16 protein-coding genes are annotated in these 14,932 nt (G+C 49.5%); 2 read left to right on the forward strand and 14 right to left on the reverse strand.

The genetic code is table 11. The annotated features are described in order from the left end of the window. Nucleotides 1–16 precede the first annotated feature (16 nt). Nucleotides 17–661, reverse strand: a complete 645-nt coding sequence (locus tag MJB10_RS23500) for a response regulator transcription factor (protein ID WP_314799200.1) — start codon at nt 659–661, stop codon at nt 17–19. Between the two features lie 35 nt (nt 662–696). Continuing rightward, complete coding sequence (locus tag MJB10_RS23505; protein ID WP_314799202.1) at nt 697–2,859, reverse strand: GAF domain-containing sensor histidine kinase; 2,163 nt, start codon at nt 2,857–2,859, stop codon at nt 697–699. 226 nt (nt 2,860–3,085) lie between these two features. On the opposite strand from MJB10_RS23505, the gene MJB10_RS23510 reads away from it, so the two are divergent. Further along, on the forward strand, nt 3,086–3,670 hold the full coding sequence (locus MJB10_RS23510; protein WP_314799204.1) for a hypothetical protein: 585 nt from the start codon (nt 3,086–3,088) through the stop codon (nt 3,668–3,670). Between the two features lie 74 nt (nt 3,671–3,744). Here MJB10_RS23510 and MJB10_RS23515 read toward each other — a convergent pair whose 3' ends face one another. The 11 genes from MJB10_RS23515 to MJB10_RS23565 all read right to left on the reverse strand — a co-directional run bounded on the left by MJB10_RS23515 (nt 3,745) and on the right by MJB10_RS23565 (nt 13,601). Then, nucleotides 3,745–4,191 carry an SRPBCC family protein gene (locus tag MJB10_RS23515; RefSeq protein WP_314799205.1) on the reverse strand — a complete coding sequence of 149 codons (447 nt, stop codon included), beginning with the start codon at nt 4,189–4,191 and terminating at the stop codon, nt 3,745–3,747. A gap of 256 nt (nt 4,192–4,447) precedes the next feature. Further along, complete coding sequence (locus tag MJB10_RS23520; RefSeq protein WP_314799207.1) at nt 4,448–5,806, reverse strand: Na+/H+ antiporter NhaC family protein; 1,359 nt, start codon at nt 5,804–5,806, stop codon at nt 4,448–4,450. Continuing rightward, nucleotides 5,803–6,696, reverse strand: a complete 894-nt coding sequence (gene rarD / locus MJB10_RS23525) for an EamA family transporter RarD (RefSeq protein ID WP_314799209.1) — start codon at nt 6,694–6,696, stop codon at nt 5,803–5,805. Before rarD ends, MJB10_RS23520 begins: the two co-directional genes overlap by 4 nt. A gap of 149 nt (nt 6,697–6,845) precedes the next feature. After that, entirely contained in the window at nt 6,846–7,121 is a 276-nt protein-coding gene (locus MJB10_RS23530; protein WP_314799211.1) for a hypothetical protein, read from the reverse strand. 188 nt (nt 7,122–7,309) lie between these two features. Beyond that, nucleotides 7,310–8,398, reverse strand: a complete 1,089-nt coding sequence (locus MJB10_RS23535; RefSeq protein WP_314799213.1) for a nitric oxide synthase oxygenase — start codon at nt 8,396–8,398, stop codon at nt 7,310–7,312. A gap of 14 nt (nt 8,399–8,412) precedes the next feature. Next, on the reverse strand, nt 8,413–8,742 hold the full coding sequence (locus MJB10_RS23540; protein ID WP_314799214.1) for a hypothetical protein: 330 nt from the start codon (nt 8,740–8,742) through the stop codon (nt 8,413–8,415). A gap of 17 nt (nt 8,743–8,759) precedes the next feature. Then, nucleotides 8,760–9,458, reverse strand: a complete 699-nt coding sequence (locus MJB10_RS23545; protein WP_314799215.1) for a pirin family protein — start codon at nt 9,456–9,458, stop codon at nt 8,760–8,762. A gap of 144 nt (nt 9,459–9,602) precedes the next feature. Continuing rightward, on the reverse strand, nt 9,603–11,537 hold the full coding sequence (gene abc-f / locus MJB10_RS23550; protein ID WP_314799217.1) for a ribosomal protection-like ABC-F family protein: 1,935 nt from the start codon (nt 11,535–11,537) through the stop codon (nt 9,603–9,605). A 110-nt stretch (nt 11,538–11,647) separates the two neighbouring features. Further along, on the reverse strand, nt 11,648–11,791 hold the full coding sequence (locus MJB10_RS23555; RefSeq protein WP_314799219.1) for a hypothetical protein: 144 nt from the start codon (nt 11,789–11,791) through the stop codon (nt 11,648–11,650). 68 nt (nt 11,792–11,859) lie between these two features. Next, the gene (locus MJB10_RS23560) at nt 11,860–12,621 is read right to left on the reverse strand and encodes a TSUP family transporter (protein ID WP_314799221.1); all 762 of its coding nucleotides are present in this window, start codon (nt 12,619–12,621) and stop codon (nt 11,860–11,862) included. Between the two features lie 206 nt (nt 12,622–12,827). Further along, on the reverse strand, nt 12,828–13,601 hold the full coding sequence (locus tag MJB10_RS23565) for a phytanoyl-CoA dioxygenase family protein (RefSeq protein WP_314799223.1): 774 nt from the start codon (nt 13,599–13,601) through the stop codon (nt 12,828–12,830). Between the two features lie 154 nt (nt 13,602–13,755). On the opposite strand from MJB10_RS23565, the gene MJB10_RS23570 reads away from it, so the two are divergent. Then, complete coding sequence (locus MJB10_RS23570; RefSeq protein WP_314799225.1) at nt 13,756–14,526, forward strand: helix-turn-helix domain-containing protein; 771 nt, start codon at nt 13,756–13,758, stop codon at nt 14,524–14,526. Between the two features lie 35 nt (nt 14,527–14,561). On the opposite strand, the gene MJB10_RS23575 is transcribed toward MJB10_RS23570, so the two are convergent. After that, nucleotides 14,562–14,918 (reverse strand): Rieske (2Fe-2S) protein, encoded by a 357-nt coding sequence (locus MJB10_RS23575; RefSeq protein ID WP_314799227.1) that lies wholly within the window; start codon nt 14,916–14,918, stop codon nt 14,562–14,564. Nucleotides 14,919–14,932 lie beyond the last annotated feature (14 nt).

Here is a 14,932-nt window from a genome sequence, read left to right on the forward strand (position 1 = left end):
GGATCTCCCGCGCCGCCTATCCCCCCTCGCGAAACTCTTGCAGGATTCTGCTCGCTTCATTGCGGTCCACGACCTGCAGTTTATTCAAAATCATAGAGACGTAGTTGGCAACGGTTTTGGCGCTGATATTTAGTCGTGCGCCGATTTGCGCATTGGTATAGCCTTCAGCAATCCGCTCCAAAATCTCCAATTCACGTTTGGACAGCTCGGAAAGTGCTGGATGCTCGGAGAGATTCACCGTTCTTGGTTCCGAAAAGAAGTGCATCATGCGTGCCGCGATATCGGAGCTGAATACAGCTCCACCATTGCCAGCTATGCGGACCGACTGCAGCAGTTCAATTTCGTCGGCGTCTTTGAGCAGATAGCCTTTGGCGCCAACGCGCATCGCGGTAAAGACCGATTGGTCGTCACGAAACATGGTGAGAATGAGCACATGAATGTGTGGGTATTTTTCTTTGACCAGTCGCGTCGCTTCAATTCCATTCAATCCAGGCATGCGTATGTCCATTAGAATCAAATCAGGCTGACACTGTTCCACAAGCCCCAGCACTTCATCGCCAGATGCCGCTTCGCCAACAACTCTCAAGTCTTCCGTCGTCTGAAGCAAATTTCGGACACCACTTCGAAATATCGGATGGTCATCGGCAATCATTATTTTCATCGTCTGTCATTCTCCTCTACACCGTGTTTTTTCGCTCAAGGCAAGGGGATTACCGCCAAAACCCGGGTTCCTCCGCCAGCAGGCCGGTCAATGTGACAGTGACCTCCCAATTCGGCAGCTCTTTCCCGCATCGAAACCAGCCCAATCCCACTTTTACTCCCGGCAGCTTGATTGATTGACAATGGGGCAAACTGTGCTCCATTGTCTCTAATTTCTACTTGAAGCTGGCGGGCTTCGTTCATTTCCAGCCTTACTGTGCAAGTAGTCGCTTTCGCGTGTTTCACGACATTAACTAAAGATTCCGTGACAATCCGATACACAGCTACTTCAACGGCGGCTGGCAGCGAAGGCAGCGGCTGAGGCGCGTGCATCCGAATGTCCAGCGCTTCAGCACCTTTTTCCCCGGCAAGCATGGCCGCTGGTTTGGATAGGAGGGCAATCCGTTCCTGTATGGCACCAAGCAATCCAAGTTCATCCAGCGTAGGGGGGCGCAGATCATGAACCAGCGTGCGAATTTCATCTACCGTTGAACGGATGACTTTTCGCAGATCAGCCAGCATTTCAATCGCGACATCCGGCTGTTTCTCGACGTAAATCTGGGCCGTCGCCGCATTCAGCGCAAGCGCCGCCAATTTCGGCGCCAAATCATCGTGCAAATTTTTACGAATTTGCAGCCGCTCTTCTTCCCGCGCTAATACCAGCTTCTCCCTCGACTCCTGCAAATCCTGTGCCAGCAGCTTCATCCCTTGTGTCATATGCCAATTCTCCACAATCGGTCCAGCTTGCCGAAGGAGCACATCCAGAAATTTATTATCATCCGCCGTAAAAACTTCCCCCGCCGATCGACTGGCAATGTGCAACGTTCCCAGCTCTACCCCGCGATGAATGATCGGCATAACATGCTGCTCGTGAAGTTGGCTGCCAGCAGAAGCCACCAAAGTTTGCTGACCGCCAACGCCAGCGTATATCGCCGTATACGGAAGCCGCAGCGCCTCCTTCACCGTTCTTACAACGGCGTTCAACATCGCATCAGGCGCTTGCGGTTGAATCAATTGGTTCCCTAATTCCAGCAAAACGGCGTAAGGATCATCGTGGCGGCCTTTCATGAGCCGGTTGATTTGCCGCTGAAGCCACTCTTTGAGAGGTGCAAACACTACCGCAACAACGGCTGTCGCCAATAAAGAAACGACATAATGATCCCGCGTTTGAAACACCCGGCTTAAATAGAAAACGATGACGGTGTAGATGAGAACAATGCAAACCGACAACGAACCATAGACCAGCGTGCGATTCACTAACGGATCAATATTCCACAGTCTTTGCCGCAGTACGGCAAACATCAATGTAATGGGAATGGCTGTTAGAGAGGCATTAATTAATGCATTTAGATAGACAAACGTCAGTACGGTCCCATCATTCATGCTAGAAACAAAAAGCGCACTCATCCCAACGAACCCCGCGATGCCGATGGTTGCTCCATATACGACCCATTTCGTTTGCTGCCGTTCAGCAGCAGAAGCCACATTTCGGAATCGGTACACTTGTGAATAAATTAGAATTAGGGTAGATGAGACATACCAAAGGAACTTGAATATCTCCGGAATGTGAAACGCCTCCCACATCTGCCCGCTATACACGAGTGACATCACGTTCACGATAACAGTGAGCGCAAATACGTAGCGCGTCCATTTTGGCACAAACTTGCCATTTGGGAATAGCAAAAGAAACAAGGACATGGAGACCCAACTTAACGTGGAAACAATCATGAACCACTGATGGGTAAATACCGTTCCTTCGGATGCCGCCATGACTAAAGACGGAAACGATGAGCCGAAAGATACCATCGCAACGGCAGCCACCAATCCCATTGGTTCTCGGAATCCTTTCCAAAGCACAATCGCTGAAGTGATATAAAAAAAGAAGGTAAACGAAACATCGATAAGGACGAAAATCAACGCAAACTGCTCCAAGCTTAGCCCATTAGCTGGCAGTGGCATCGCAGGAAAGAGATTACTGCAGCCCTGCGTGATGCATGATTCCACAAGTACCTTGTAATACGCTGGGATTGCGCTTATGTATAGCACAGCTGTTAATAAGCAGAAGCTGAGCACAACAAGCTGTGCAATCCGCATGGACCAAGGCACGAGCCGCTCGTTTACAGCATCCAAACTGCTTGCTTTGTTAACTTCCACATTCATCCAAACACTTCCGTTCTATTTGTGTAAAAGCTTTCTTCTTATTATAGCTTGCCGGCCCGACAGCTGAATATGGATGGATCGTAATTTCCCGCCGAATCCCGTCATTTCCCGAACTATACCTGCAATTTCCCGAAATCCAGGAACGCTCTGCTCTGTTCAGTGTGATTTCCCTTCCAGTAATCTAAATACATCAGCAACACACTTATACAATTGGAGGATGATTACAATGACGGAACAAAAAGTAATCAAATGGCTTGGCATGATCTGTATATTAGCGGGAATTGCAAGAATGGGCATGACGCCGACATCATTGATTTGGGGAACGGATAGTACGCAAGAATTGACGGCAGGCTTGATTGCATGCATTCTCATGTCTGTAGGCTCGATCGTTTTCTACCAGGTACAGTCCCGAGAAACAGGAGTCACTGGCTTCATCACCATACTTGCTATCATCATCGGAAATGTTTTAACAACAGCGATGCTGTGGTCCCAATTTGCCGCCGGCGGCGCTGATGCGGTTCAACCAGAGGGGTTGCTCGTTAACATTACCCGGATGTTCGGTATGATTGGTTTTCTTGGGGGCACTTTAGTTTTCATGATCCTGACTTTCCTGGCAAAAGTTTTCCCTCGTTGGGTACCTGCACTCATGTTGATCATGATTCTTTCGATGTTCCTGCCTATCGCCGATAACAAATATTTTGCTTTCTTCTGGGGATTGTCGTATGTAGGCATGGGCTACTGCGTCTGGGCTAAAAAGCTGGTAAACACTGCGTCAGTTCATCACAACTCATCTCTCATCGGGATGAATTGATGTCAGGGTAAAGCAAACAGACCGCTCTCTCCAATCGGAGAAGGGCGTTCTATTTCATTCATCAACAGTAACATTTACGCTAATTCCAGTTTTTTCTTAAGCGCATGCAGCATTTCAACGTGTGAAAATTCGATTTGTTTCATCACGAATTTCGCAAGGAGCGCCGAAACTTCAATACTCACTCGCTCTTCTACCAAGGTCTCATTGCCTAATTCCTCGAGGACTATCGTATTGGTAATGTGAATGCCAGGTGAAGTAAACGTCTCCAGGATCAACTTCCGATTCTCTTCAACAGGAGTGAACGAAGCTTCGTACTTTTTATAAAAGGGGAGCCGTCCAAATAACATAATCTTGTCTTGAATCTCGACTCGTTTACTCCCAGGACGTTCACTTGGGAGCGGATTGACGCCAATAATGAGCGGGTGCAGGTCGGGCAGATGCATCGGATTGATCAGGTAGGCGTACACTTCTGCGGCAGACGCCAGAATGGTTATGCTGTTGTGGAATGTGAGCCTTTTCATATATTCTCCCGCCTTTACTGAAAGCTTCTCAACTCACTTCATCATACCATCGAACTCCAATATTTAGTTGTGTAAATATCCCAGAATTCTTTATGACATTCATACTCGTTTACCGTTAGGAAGCGATACCACTTTTACATCCTCATCGGACTGTTTTTCTCACCTTTTGGCCTGCAGCCTCAGGAAGTCCATTTGACGAATGACAAGAAAGAGGCACTCTTCTCCACGAAGAATGCCTCTTTCTTGTGTCTCACAGTTATATCGTTTCTGCCGCGTTTATATCCACGACATAGGAAACGATCCATGTATATAGCGGAAGCGTCCATAGGAATACCGCAAAGACAGCATAACGCTCAACAGGGACACCTAGAATCGTCCCACACAGAATTGCTAACAAGTTCCAAGGCACCATCGCTGAGAAAATGAGCGGAGCATCCGCCACGACACGCGAAAGATGACCTCTCGGGAACTTTTGCTCCCAGAGCGGCAGCAAATTGCGTCCCGTCATCATGATCGGCAGTGTCTGCGTACAAGCCAGAAGTGCCAGAGCCAATCCGAATAAACTGGTACGAACGGTAGCTGATCTTTGAGAGCTTGTGTTGCCAAACAGTCTACTCATATAAGGTTGCATTGCACTAGTTTCTTCCAATATGCCGTTATAAGCCCCCGCAAGTGCGATCAAAATAATTAACCCAATCATGCTGGACACCCCCTTGCTGTGCAAGGACGGCAGCTGCTCCGAAGCATATCCATACCACAACCCATGCAGCCATTGGTGTGCATCAACACCTTGTATAAGCGTGCCCAACACGATACTGATCCCAATGGACAGAAGAAACCCATAGCGGGTTTTGAATCGCAGCAGGATCGTTCCGAAGAGCACGGCAACTGGCAACCAAAGCCACAGGCTGTAATGAAACTGAGACGCATACTCCACCGGGAGCAGCGAGTCGTTCGACGCATGGCCAAGCGATGCAGCGTTCTTCCAATTTCCATTCACATCCGCTACAACGAAGAAGGTGAGTGCGGTGGCGAAAGCTAGGAGCGTCGTCGGCAGCAAAAAGCGAAATTGACTTGGGACCGTCATCCCCGTGGATGCAGCGACAAGCTGATTTGCACTGGAAAATGGCGATGTTCGGTCTCCAACAAAAGCGCCCGACACCAGTGCGCCAGCAACGAGCGGGAGTGGAATATGCAGCAGTGCGCCCATCCCAACAAGCGGAATTCCTACTGCGCTGAGCGTACCTGTAGACGTGCCCAAAATCATAGATATGCCCGCTGCGAATACAAATGAAAAGCTCACAAAATACGCAGGATTTAGCAACTTGAGGCCTGTGTCAATTAGAAACGGTATCGTCCCGCTTGCCGTCCAAGCAGGGATTAACAGTCCAACGAGCAGCAAAATATACATGACTTCCTTGGTATGCAGCATCCCCGTTACCATGCTTTGAACAAGTATCCTTACAGGCACGCCTTGCCGCAATGTAATGACAACTAATACGCCTAGCCCCCCTGCAAATCCGATCGCCAGCGGAACACGTAGCAGATACGCTGCGCTCAGGCCTAGAACGGTTGTAAGTATCGTGAGGCTCAGATGAAAGGGAGAAAAGCTCATGTCGTCACACTGTTCGTTTTCACCACACGCGCGACGCGGATGGACGCCAACGCGTACACGACGAGCGCGCTCCAGATGAATCCGAAGCTGATAAGCAGCATCGGCGAGAATGGTTCTTTAAAGACAAAGATGCTGAGCATCAGCTGAATCGAAGGTCCAATGTACTGGATGAAGCCCAGCATGGACAGCGGCAAGCGTGATGCTGCTTTGGCGAACCAGAGCAGCGGCATCGCAGTCGCAGCGCCGGCGAGCAGCAGCATCACGAAGTGCAGCGTGGACAGCGTGTCCACCGTCGATTGATGCGACGCGTAGAGATAGACAATGTACGCGATCGCCAACGGGAACACGACCGCGGTTTCTCCAGCGAGTCCCGTGGAGGCGTCGTAGGAGACTTTTTTCTTCACGAGGCTGTACAAGCCGAAGGACGCGGCCAAGGACAGTGAAACCCATGGAATACGGCCGTAATCGATGGTGGCAATCAAAACACCAACACCCGCCAGCGCAACCGCAAGCCATTGGGCGCCGGTTGGTTTCTCTCGCAGGAAGATAACGGCGAGCATGATATTAAATAAAGGGTTAATGTAATAACCCAGGCTGGATTCAATCACATGGCCATGATTCACGGCCCAAATGAAAATCAACCAGTTCGCGCTTATTAGCAGGGAACTTGTCCCCACGACGAGCATCGTTCGCCGATTGGTGAGCATGCTCCAAAGCTGTTTGCCCTTGCCTTTGCTGAGAAAGATCAGCAGCAGCATAAACACGAATGACCAGATCACACGGTGAGCCAGGATTTCGCCTGCTTTCAGCGTTCCGAACAGCCTCCAATAAATGGGCAGTAAGCCCCAAGCGATATACGCAATGATGGCATAACCTAAACCTTGTTTCATTGTAAAATATCCTCATTTCAACTCTGGATCAGACAGTGATATTATTTAACCTATGGTTAATAACGTAAACCATTATACCATAGTCGAGGCCATTTGGGGCGCTATGCCGCGAACGGCAAGCAAGAGCGCAGTTAGGGCCGTAGGTGGGCCTAACCGGCTTCGGAGGAAAGAAATAATTGCTGCAGATACACATCATTAACCGCTTGCAGGTTTGATGTATCGATTTGTGTAATGAGCGCCTCTAGCCTGCCGTTGGCTTGACTGGCGATCTGCTTCATCTGCGCTTCGGCCTTCGTATTGAGCAGGGTCGACACGGAGTTAAACGTGATCACACCCGCACAAATCAAGACGTTGATCATCACCGCGATGAATCCCGCCAGCATTTGATTCCGCAACGTATTCCAATTCACTACCTTCTGCCACAAGCGGAGTTCCTCCATTCTCTTAGGTGCGTGCTATTCGTGTTAGGCCATTTGTCGTTTATGCCACATCATCCTACATAGCAGTTAGTTTGGCTATTAAACTATTGGGGAGGGTAAAACAAAAAAGCCCCTCCCGCCACCACAACTGGGGACGGAAATAGGCTCTATTCGCGTCATTTACGTGTTGATTCCTACCGCTTCTTATTCCGATAAAAGAAGTTCGGCAGCTTCACTTCATTCGTATAATGCGAGTGAAAAATATGCGTCGCAGCTGGCGACATCGGCGGAATCAGCCACGTCCAATCGCCTGTCACGTCGCGTCCACTCTTCGCTTCCTTGTCCTCAAACCGCTTGAACTGCTTCGCCGCGGTGTGATGATCGACAATGGTGACGCCATGCTGCTGGAACGACGACAGCACCGCGACATTCAGCTCAACCAGCGCCTTGTCCCGCCACAGTGTGGACTCGCGCGAGGTGTCGAGCCCCATGATGGCCGCGACCTGCGGCAGCATGTTGTATCTCGCCTCGTCGGCGAAATTCCGCGCGCCGATCTCGGTACCCATGTACCACCCGTTGAACGGAGCCGCTGGATAGATCACGCCTCCGATGTTGAGGTACATGTTCGCGACCATGGGCACTGCATACCATTGCAGCCCCAATTGCTCAAAAGCAGGCAGCTCCGGATGCCTGATCGGCACTTCCAGAACGAGCTCCTTCGGAATCTCGTATAGCTTCGGCGCACGCTCCCCCACCTGAATCAGGAGGGGCAGCACATCGAAAGGCGTGCCGGCACCTTGCCAGCCCATCGCCTGGCATTCTCGCGTGAACGCCAACGAGATGGGATCGCCGATGATCCCATCTTCCGTCTCATAGCCTGCATAGCGAATCAGCTGCTCGTTCTTGATCTGAACGCGGGGCTTACCCTCGCGCGCAGGCGGGAAGACCGTGATGACGGGTCGAATTTTGCCCCCGTTCGTCGCGACTTCGATATGCCGCAGCAGCGCCTCGGCCATCTCGTCTTCGGTTTCGACATGCCGCGCATCGTGGATACGAAGCGACTCCCAGAACAGGCGGCCGATACAGCGGTTGCTGTTGCGCCAAGCCATTTTCGCACCATGCTCCAGCTCTTCTAACGTGTGCACATACTCGCCATGATGGCGTATCGCGTGCCCAATCTCAACAATGCGCGCGTCGATTTGGGACTGACTTTTGCCCAATTCGGTGTAGCATTCTTGGATAAAAGGGATCGCTTGATCTAGTTGTGGGTCCTGCACTTTCATGGGGTAAGCTCCAATCATTTCACACTAAACTGCTCGGGAATATACGAGATATGGGAGGTTGCGACAATGGTCAACTCACCCGTGGCTTCATTGAACTGAACGCTATCGTCACCGACATAAAACCATAATTTCCGAGTCGGCTCCGTTTCAAACTCTTGAAAGACGAAAACATTCAGCTCATCCTTCCACTTCATTAGCTCCTTAATCCGCTCTGGCTGGTCGATCCTCACACGGAACAACCACCCGTCCCCCTGTTGCTCATAGGTATAGGGTACAGGCACTTTCCCTGTATCAATAAAAGCTCGACCGCCAACCGCATGCTTGACTAGAAACGTTTCTTTCATTGCGGCAACCTCCCCTCTTATGGTAAGTCAATCAACATCAGGTGCGTATCTTCCAATGCTCGAATCGTCAACGTCGACTCTCCTTGCATACGAGCACTATCCTTCGAAGCCAGTACAACATCATTGGCCGAACATTTCCCGCTGACGAGCATGAGAAAAATGCGGCGATTCTCGCCTTGCTTGAAAACAAGCTCTTTGCCGCTATCCAGCTTGCTGAGGTAGATGCGCATATCCTGGTGAATTTGCGCGATATGCGGCCCCCCCTCTGGTGTGACGACAGGCAGCAGATGGTTTACCATGGCCGCTGGCTCATAGGTCACATTTTCAAAAGACGGCTCCATTCCCCGCTTCGCAGGCATAAACCACAGTTGAAACAGACTGAGCGGCTCCGTCTCTGATGCATTATACTCGGCATGAATGACACCGCTGCCTGCTGACATCCGCTGTACACCATTTGACCCTGTTACAGCGACATGCCCCAGACTATCTTCATGCTTGATCGCTCCGCTAAGCACGATACTGACGATCTCCATATCACTATGGGGATGTGGTCCGAACCCCCGACCTGCCGCGATATCATCGTCATTACAGACACGCATAACGCCAAAGCTCACATTATTTTCATCAAAATAATCGCCGAACGAGAAGCTTTTGTGGCTCTTGAGCCACCCCACATCGGTAGAGTTGCGGGTGTTGGCTGGGTAAACTTGGATCACCGTGATCGCCTCCTCAAAGTTTTGGATAGAAAAATGGCTTCGTAAGCATTTCGTTTCTTAATTAATCCTAGCTTATCACAACAGGGGGATGGACTCCATGTCGGAACCGTGCCGAAATGCTAAATATGCCCAAGACAGACACAATTATTCCTCAAGCAAAAGCCACATTTCATATCGCTCATCCAAATGCTTCCGCACGATTTCCCGCTTCTCCCAAAGCGCCGCGAGCTCCGCTGGCGTCAACGTTTCGCCCTCCTGCTGCAGCTGGTGATCCAGCTCCGCCAACGCCGCTTCTGCGTTCGCAATTTGCTGCTCCATAGCTACTTTCCCAGACGCCGCCGCTGGCTTCCCCCTCTTAGCCCCCGAATCCACGGGCTGTTTCACTTTCGTTTTCGCCTTATCCGCGACGTACTGGCGTTCCTCCGCTTCGAGTTCTTCTCTGGCACGAAGCTCTCCGCTCTTTTCCTTATAAGCATCAAAATTACCCAAATACACGGTAATCTTCCCTTTGTCTAACTCCCATATTTTGCGTGCGAGCCGATTCATAAAATACCGATCATGCGTCACCGCCAGCACCGTGCCGGGGAACTCCTCGAGCGCATCTTCCAACGCTTCGCGTGAAGCGATGTCCATGTGATTTGTCGGCTCATCGAGGATGAGCAAATTCGGCTTGCGCAGGACGAGCAGCGCTAACCGCAATCGCGTCCACTCTCCGCCAGAGAGGGAACTCACCGATTTGAACACATCTGCGCCATAAAATAAATACGCCGCAAGACGCCCCCGCGCTTCCCCCTCCTCCAGCTTCGCTTCCTCGCAGAAATACGCCAGCACGGATTTCTTATCATCCGCTGGATACGCCTGCTGCGCCAGATAGCCGATGTCGACGCGAGCACCTAGCTCGAGTTCGCCGCCGTCCGGCTGCACGTCGCCGAGCAGCATTTTCAGCAGGGTCGTTTTCCCTGAGCCGTTATGCCCAACGATCATGACCTTCTCGCCGTACTCGATCGAACCGTTCGCCTGCCCCAGCAGCAGCTTATCGCCGTACTGCTTCGTCACATTCTCGAAGTGCAGCACTCTTCGACCAGAGCGGTCCTCCGGCTTCAAATCGAAATCAGCGGCTTTCGGATCCAGCACAGGACGCTTGAGCTTCTCCATCCGATCCAGCGCTTTCTGCATGGAAAATGCCCGGCGGAAAAACTTCTCATTCCCGCCAATACGCCCCCATTCGATCAGTTGCTTGATCGTCTCTTTCATCTTTTTGATAACCTTCTGCTGCTCTTGGTACTCCGCAAACTGCTGAAGAAGACGTACTTCCTTCTCCTTCACATAGCCCGAGTAAGAGCTGTGATACGTTGTCGATTCCCCATCTTCCAATTCCACGATTTTCGTGACGACAAGGTCTAGAAAGTAACGATCATGGGAGACGATGATACAGGCGCCGTCATAATGCTTGAGGTACTCCTCCAGCCACTCTACGCCTGCCAAATCCAAATGATTCGTCGGCTCATCGAGCAGTAACAAGTCAGGCTTACCGATTAGCTGGGACGCTAACGTGATCTTTGTCTTCTCTCCCCCAGACAACGAGGCAAAGTCTCGCTCATACATTCCCTTCGCGATCCGAAGTCCATTCGCGACTTGATCGATGCGCGCATCCAGCTCATAGCCCCCTTCCCGCTCGAATCGCTCCTGCAGCTGAGCGTACCGCTTCAGCAGCTGATCCATTTGCTTCTCATCGTTCAATACCGCTGGGCTCGCCATTTCTCCTTCAAGCTCGCGCATCGTCGAACGGCAAGCCAGCAGCTTCTGGAAGCTCGCAGCGAGCACATCATAAACCGTGAAGCTCTCCCAGGTTGTTGGGATTTGAGCCAAATACCCGATCCCTGTATCTTTTCGCACCGTTAACTGCCCCTCATCGGGCTTCTCCATTTTAGAAATAAGACGCAGCAGCGTTGACTTCCCGCTGCCATTACGACCCACAAGTCCGACACGTTCCCCTTGATGAATTTCAAACGTAACATTCTCGAGCACCAGCTGGGCACCGTGGTATTTTTTTATATTTTGACCATTAACAATTAACATAATAAAGGATCCTCCTTGGTTATAAAGACAGACCCTGACCTGAACGTAACTAACACAAAAAGGCCGCAGGAAAAAATTCCCACGACCTTTTCGGATGCTTCCGTAGAGGGTTAAGGTAGGCGTCTTTTCGTGAGTTGGTAAACCGTATGTGCATAAATGGACAGACTTCTCCCGTCTTTAATTTCTGCATGAACGATGCCAGCCATCGCGATGGGTAACTGGCTCACACGGTTGTTAACGAACTCTCGATTCATCCTACCTTCACCTCCTTCTCATTTCTTTCATGTAAAATAGTACCATAACCTTTGGTCAATTCGCAATACTACAACAAACTCCAAATCTGCTTGCCCACCAACAGCACACACACCGTGATAAAAAGCGGCCTCACATACGTCGAACCCTTGCGAATCGCCATGCGGGAACCGAAAAAGGAACCGCAAGCCATGGCGAGTCCCATCGGAATGCCGACTTTATAATGCACAGAACCGACTGCGATGAATGTGGCTAAACTGGCGATATTACTGCCGAAATTCAGCATTTTGGCATTGCCCGCTGCTTTGACGAAATCAAAGCCAAGCATCAGAAAAGCGAAAATCAAGAACGAACCCGTGCCCGGCCCGAAAAATCCGTCATAAAAACCTAAACCAAACGCCACCAGCCCCATAATCGCAGCCGTCTTCGGCGAGAATTGCGTGAAGGTGTTGCTGGAGCCCCAATTTTTACGAAAAATGGTGTAGATCGTGATCAGAATGAGCATCACAACGACAAGCGGCCGCAGGAAGTCCGAAGGAATCTGCCTCAGTACCAGTGTGCCGCAAACCGCGCCAAACAAAGATAAAAGGAATAAGCCTCGCACGGCTTTCAGATCGATATTCCCTGATCGCAAGAAAGAAATCGTACTTGTCAGCGACCCCATGGAGCTCGCCAATTTATTCGTCCCCAGCGCTACCGCTGGAGGCATGCCCGTCGCCAGCAGAACCGGCACGGAAATCAACCCGCCGCCGCCGACAACCGAATCAACAAATGCAGCCATAAAGCCGCCGATGATGACGAACATCATCATTTCCCAACTGATATGTATCACGATGCCAAGACTCCCTTTTATGCTGATGACTGCTGCTAGTTGTGCCAAACCTATTTTCGCACGATGTGTCCTGACAAGCAACAATTAACCAGTGGAAAAATAAGTGAGGATAACAAAAAAAGAACAGCCCAATCTTCCTGTGCTGATCTTTGTCATTTAGCAAACTCAACTATTAGGAGTCTGTCGATCTGGCAGCCCCCTTAATTTTATAGAAAATAGTAGCTTGATGTATCTTTGCCAAGGAGATTATAACGTTGGTAATGCTGGTAATGAGCCTTGTATAAGTCACCGTTTTTACTTGGGGAATAGGTCAAATATAGCTGTTTTCGGCTAACCTCTGAGCGGTTTGCTCCACTTTGATGCGGGGTAAAGGAGTGAAATATGATCATATCGCCAGGATTCGTTTCTACAATCACACCCGTACTCGGATCAATCTCTTCTATTTCTGCCGCATTCATATTACGAAGCTCACCCGGCGTGGAACGCAGTCTTTCATGATATCCCGGAAACAATTCAAGACCGCCATTCACCTTCGATGCCCCATCAATCGCTACCATGACTGAAATCAAACCCTCAATAGGAAATCCTTGCCACCAGGCTGCATCTTGATGCATGGAATACCCATTGGCACCAGGAAGTTTGAAAATCAATTTGTCCTTAAAAAGTGTAGGCTCATCCAAATAAATATCTCTAAGCGGCGACAAAATGCGCTCGTCCTTAACTAGATCTGCGAACACGGCAGAAATGTCATGTACAGGATCCAGACGTTCAATGGCTACACTTCCATCCGCGTAATTCTTGTGCCCCGCTCGAATATTAAATGGGTCTGTATATTCGCCTAATGTTAACAATTGATCGCATTCTGACTGAATGACTTTCGCTTCCTTCTCGGAGAATACATTACGCAGTACTAAGTATCCCTGATCGTTATACGTTTTAATCTGCTCATGCGTTAGAATGTTTAAAGCTTTCTTTCTCATAGAAAACACACCTCTCATTTGTTTTTTTGCCTATCACTTGATGTGGTTCACTCCCTTATGCCTCAATCATAATGCCTTTCATTCCCTTTTTCCATGCACTAGGTTATACTAATTCATATACTTTTTTGCACATCTAAATAGGAGACTAAACAGGATGAATATTGACTTTAAACGCTACTACTTTTCCAAACAAAGAAATCAATTTACACTTCCGGAGGATACGTACCAAGGATGGTGTTTATTAGCTGCAAATTCAGGCAGATTCACGTTTAGTTTGGGTGGAGACTCACAAGAAGAACGAATGGCTTCATTCGGTGAACTCGTTTTTTGCCCGCCAGGTGTGCTCCTGAAAAGACAAGCTGTGGAGCCTATTTCTTTTCATTTTGCAGAATTCACGGTAAACGATGGTACCAGCTTCCCTGAACTTATTCGCATCAAGGATATCGGGAGGCTCAGTTCCACCTTACGTTATTTGCAAGAATGGCAGGAGGAGGATCTGGATATTCGTAAGAATGAGGATGCGGCGCATTTACTAGAGGACTTGTTATTCATGACCAACCGGGAGCAGCATATAAACCCGAAGCATGGTGCAGGATCCCTAGATCCACTGATGAATCAGGCTGCTGCTAACATTGAAGTACAAGCTTTCGGAGACAACTTGTCGCTACAGTACATCGCCGATCTGCTTGGTATTAGCTCTTCCCAACTTACGCGGCGATTCCAGGCAGCTTATGGATTATCTCCTATTCGCTATGCAACGAAAATCCGATTGACGAAGGCTAGGTCACTGCTTGCTGAAACCTCCGATACCCTGGAAGACATTGCTGAACAGTGTGGTTTTCAGAATGCTTTTTATTTCAGTCGGGTCTTTTCCCAACACATGCAAATAAGCCCTTCGGCATATCGAAGGACTTTCCGCGTATAATCCTGTGATAAAATTAAACTTTGTTTACCACGTTGTTATGCCCCAATGATAACGTGAATTTGGCCATCTTTAATTTCTAAGGCATATTTACGTGTCCGCACTTTCTCGCTAAACAAAGATTTCCCTGTTTTAATATCGAACTCCCAACCATGCCAAGGACAACGTACGATCTCTTGATCCCGTCCATAAATGTATTCGTTCACTTTAGAAGGCATTGTAGTTCCACACACAGGTCCTTTACATAGCTCAGCGCCTTCATGAGGACAATAATTAGCCAATGCGTGATATTCGCCTTTGATATTATAAATGCCGATCGAACGTCCTTCTATTTCTATGATTCGATGATCTCCTTCTGGAATAGACGACGCCTCCGCCACATAATAATGTGCCATGATCTTCCTCACTC

It is taken from the genome of Paenibacillus sp. MBLB1832 (assembly GCF_032271945.1).
Lineage (GTDB): Bacteria > Bacillota > Bacilli > Paenibacillales > NBRC-103111 > Paenibacillus_E > Paenibacillus_E roseopurpureus.

Coding starts and splice junctions, on each gene's coding strand:
- MJB10_RS23500 (WP_314799200.1), bottom strand. CDS start 661: ATGAAAATAATGATTGCCGATGACCATCCGATATTTCGAAGTGGTGTC.
- MJB10_RS23505 (WP_314799202.1), bottom strand. CDS start 2,859: ATGAATGTGGAAGTTAACAAAGCAAGCAGTTTGGATGCTGTAAACGAG.
- MJB10_RS23510 (WP_314799204.1), top strand. CDS start 3,086: ATGACGGAACAAAAAGTAATCAAATGGCTTGGCATGATCTGTATATTA.
- MJB10_RS23515 (WP_314799205.1), bottom strand. CDS start 4,191: ATGAAAAGGCTCACATTCCACAACAGCATAACCATTCTGGCGTCTGCC.
- MJB10_RS23520 (WP_314799207.1), bottom strand. CDS start 5,806: ATGAGCTTTTCTCCCTTTCATCTGAGCCTCACGATACTTACAACCGTT.
- rarD (WP_314799209.1), bottom strand. CDS start 6,696: ATGAAACAAGGTTTAGGTTATGCCATCATTGCGTATATCGCTTGGGGC.
- MJB10_RS23535 (WP_314799213.1), bottom strand. CDS start 8,398: ATGAAAGTGCAGGACCCACAACTAGATCAAGCGATCCCTTTTATCCAA.
- MJB10_RS23540 (WP_314799214.1), bottom strand. CDS start 8,742: ATGAAAGAAACGTTTCTAGTCAAGCATGCGGTTGGCGGTCGAGCTTTT.
- abc-f (WP_314799217.1), bottom strand. CDS start 11,537: ATGTTAATTGTTAATGGTCAAAATATAAAAAAATACCACGGTGCCCAG.
- MJB10_RS23555 (WP_314799219.1), bottom strand. CDS start 11,791: ATGAATCGAGAGTTCGTTAACAACCGTGTGAGCCAGTTACCCATCGCG.
- MJB10_RS23565 (WP_314799223.1), bottom strand. CDS start 13,601: ATGAGAAAGAAAGCTTTAAACATTCTAACGCATGAGCAGATTAAAACG.
- MJB10_RS23570 (WP_314799225.1), top strand. CDS start 13,756: ATGAATATTGACTTTAAACGCTACTACTTTTCCAAACAAAGAAATCAA.
- MJB10_RS23575 (WP_314799227.1), bottom strand. CDS start 14,918: ATGGCACATTATTATGTGGCGGAGGCGTCGTCTATTCCAGAAGGAGAT.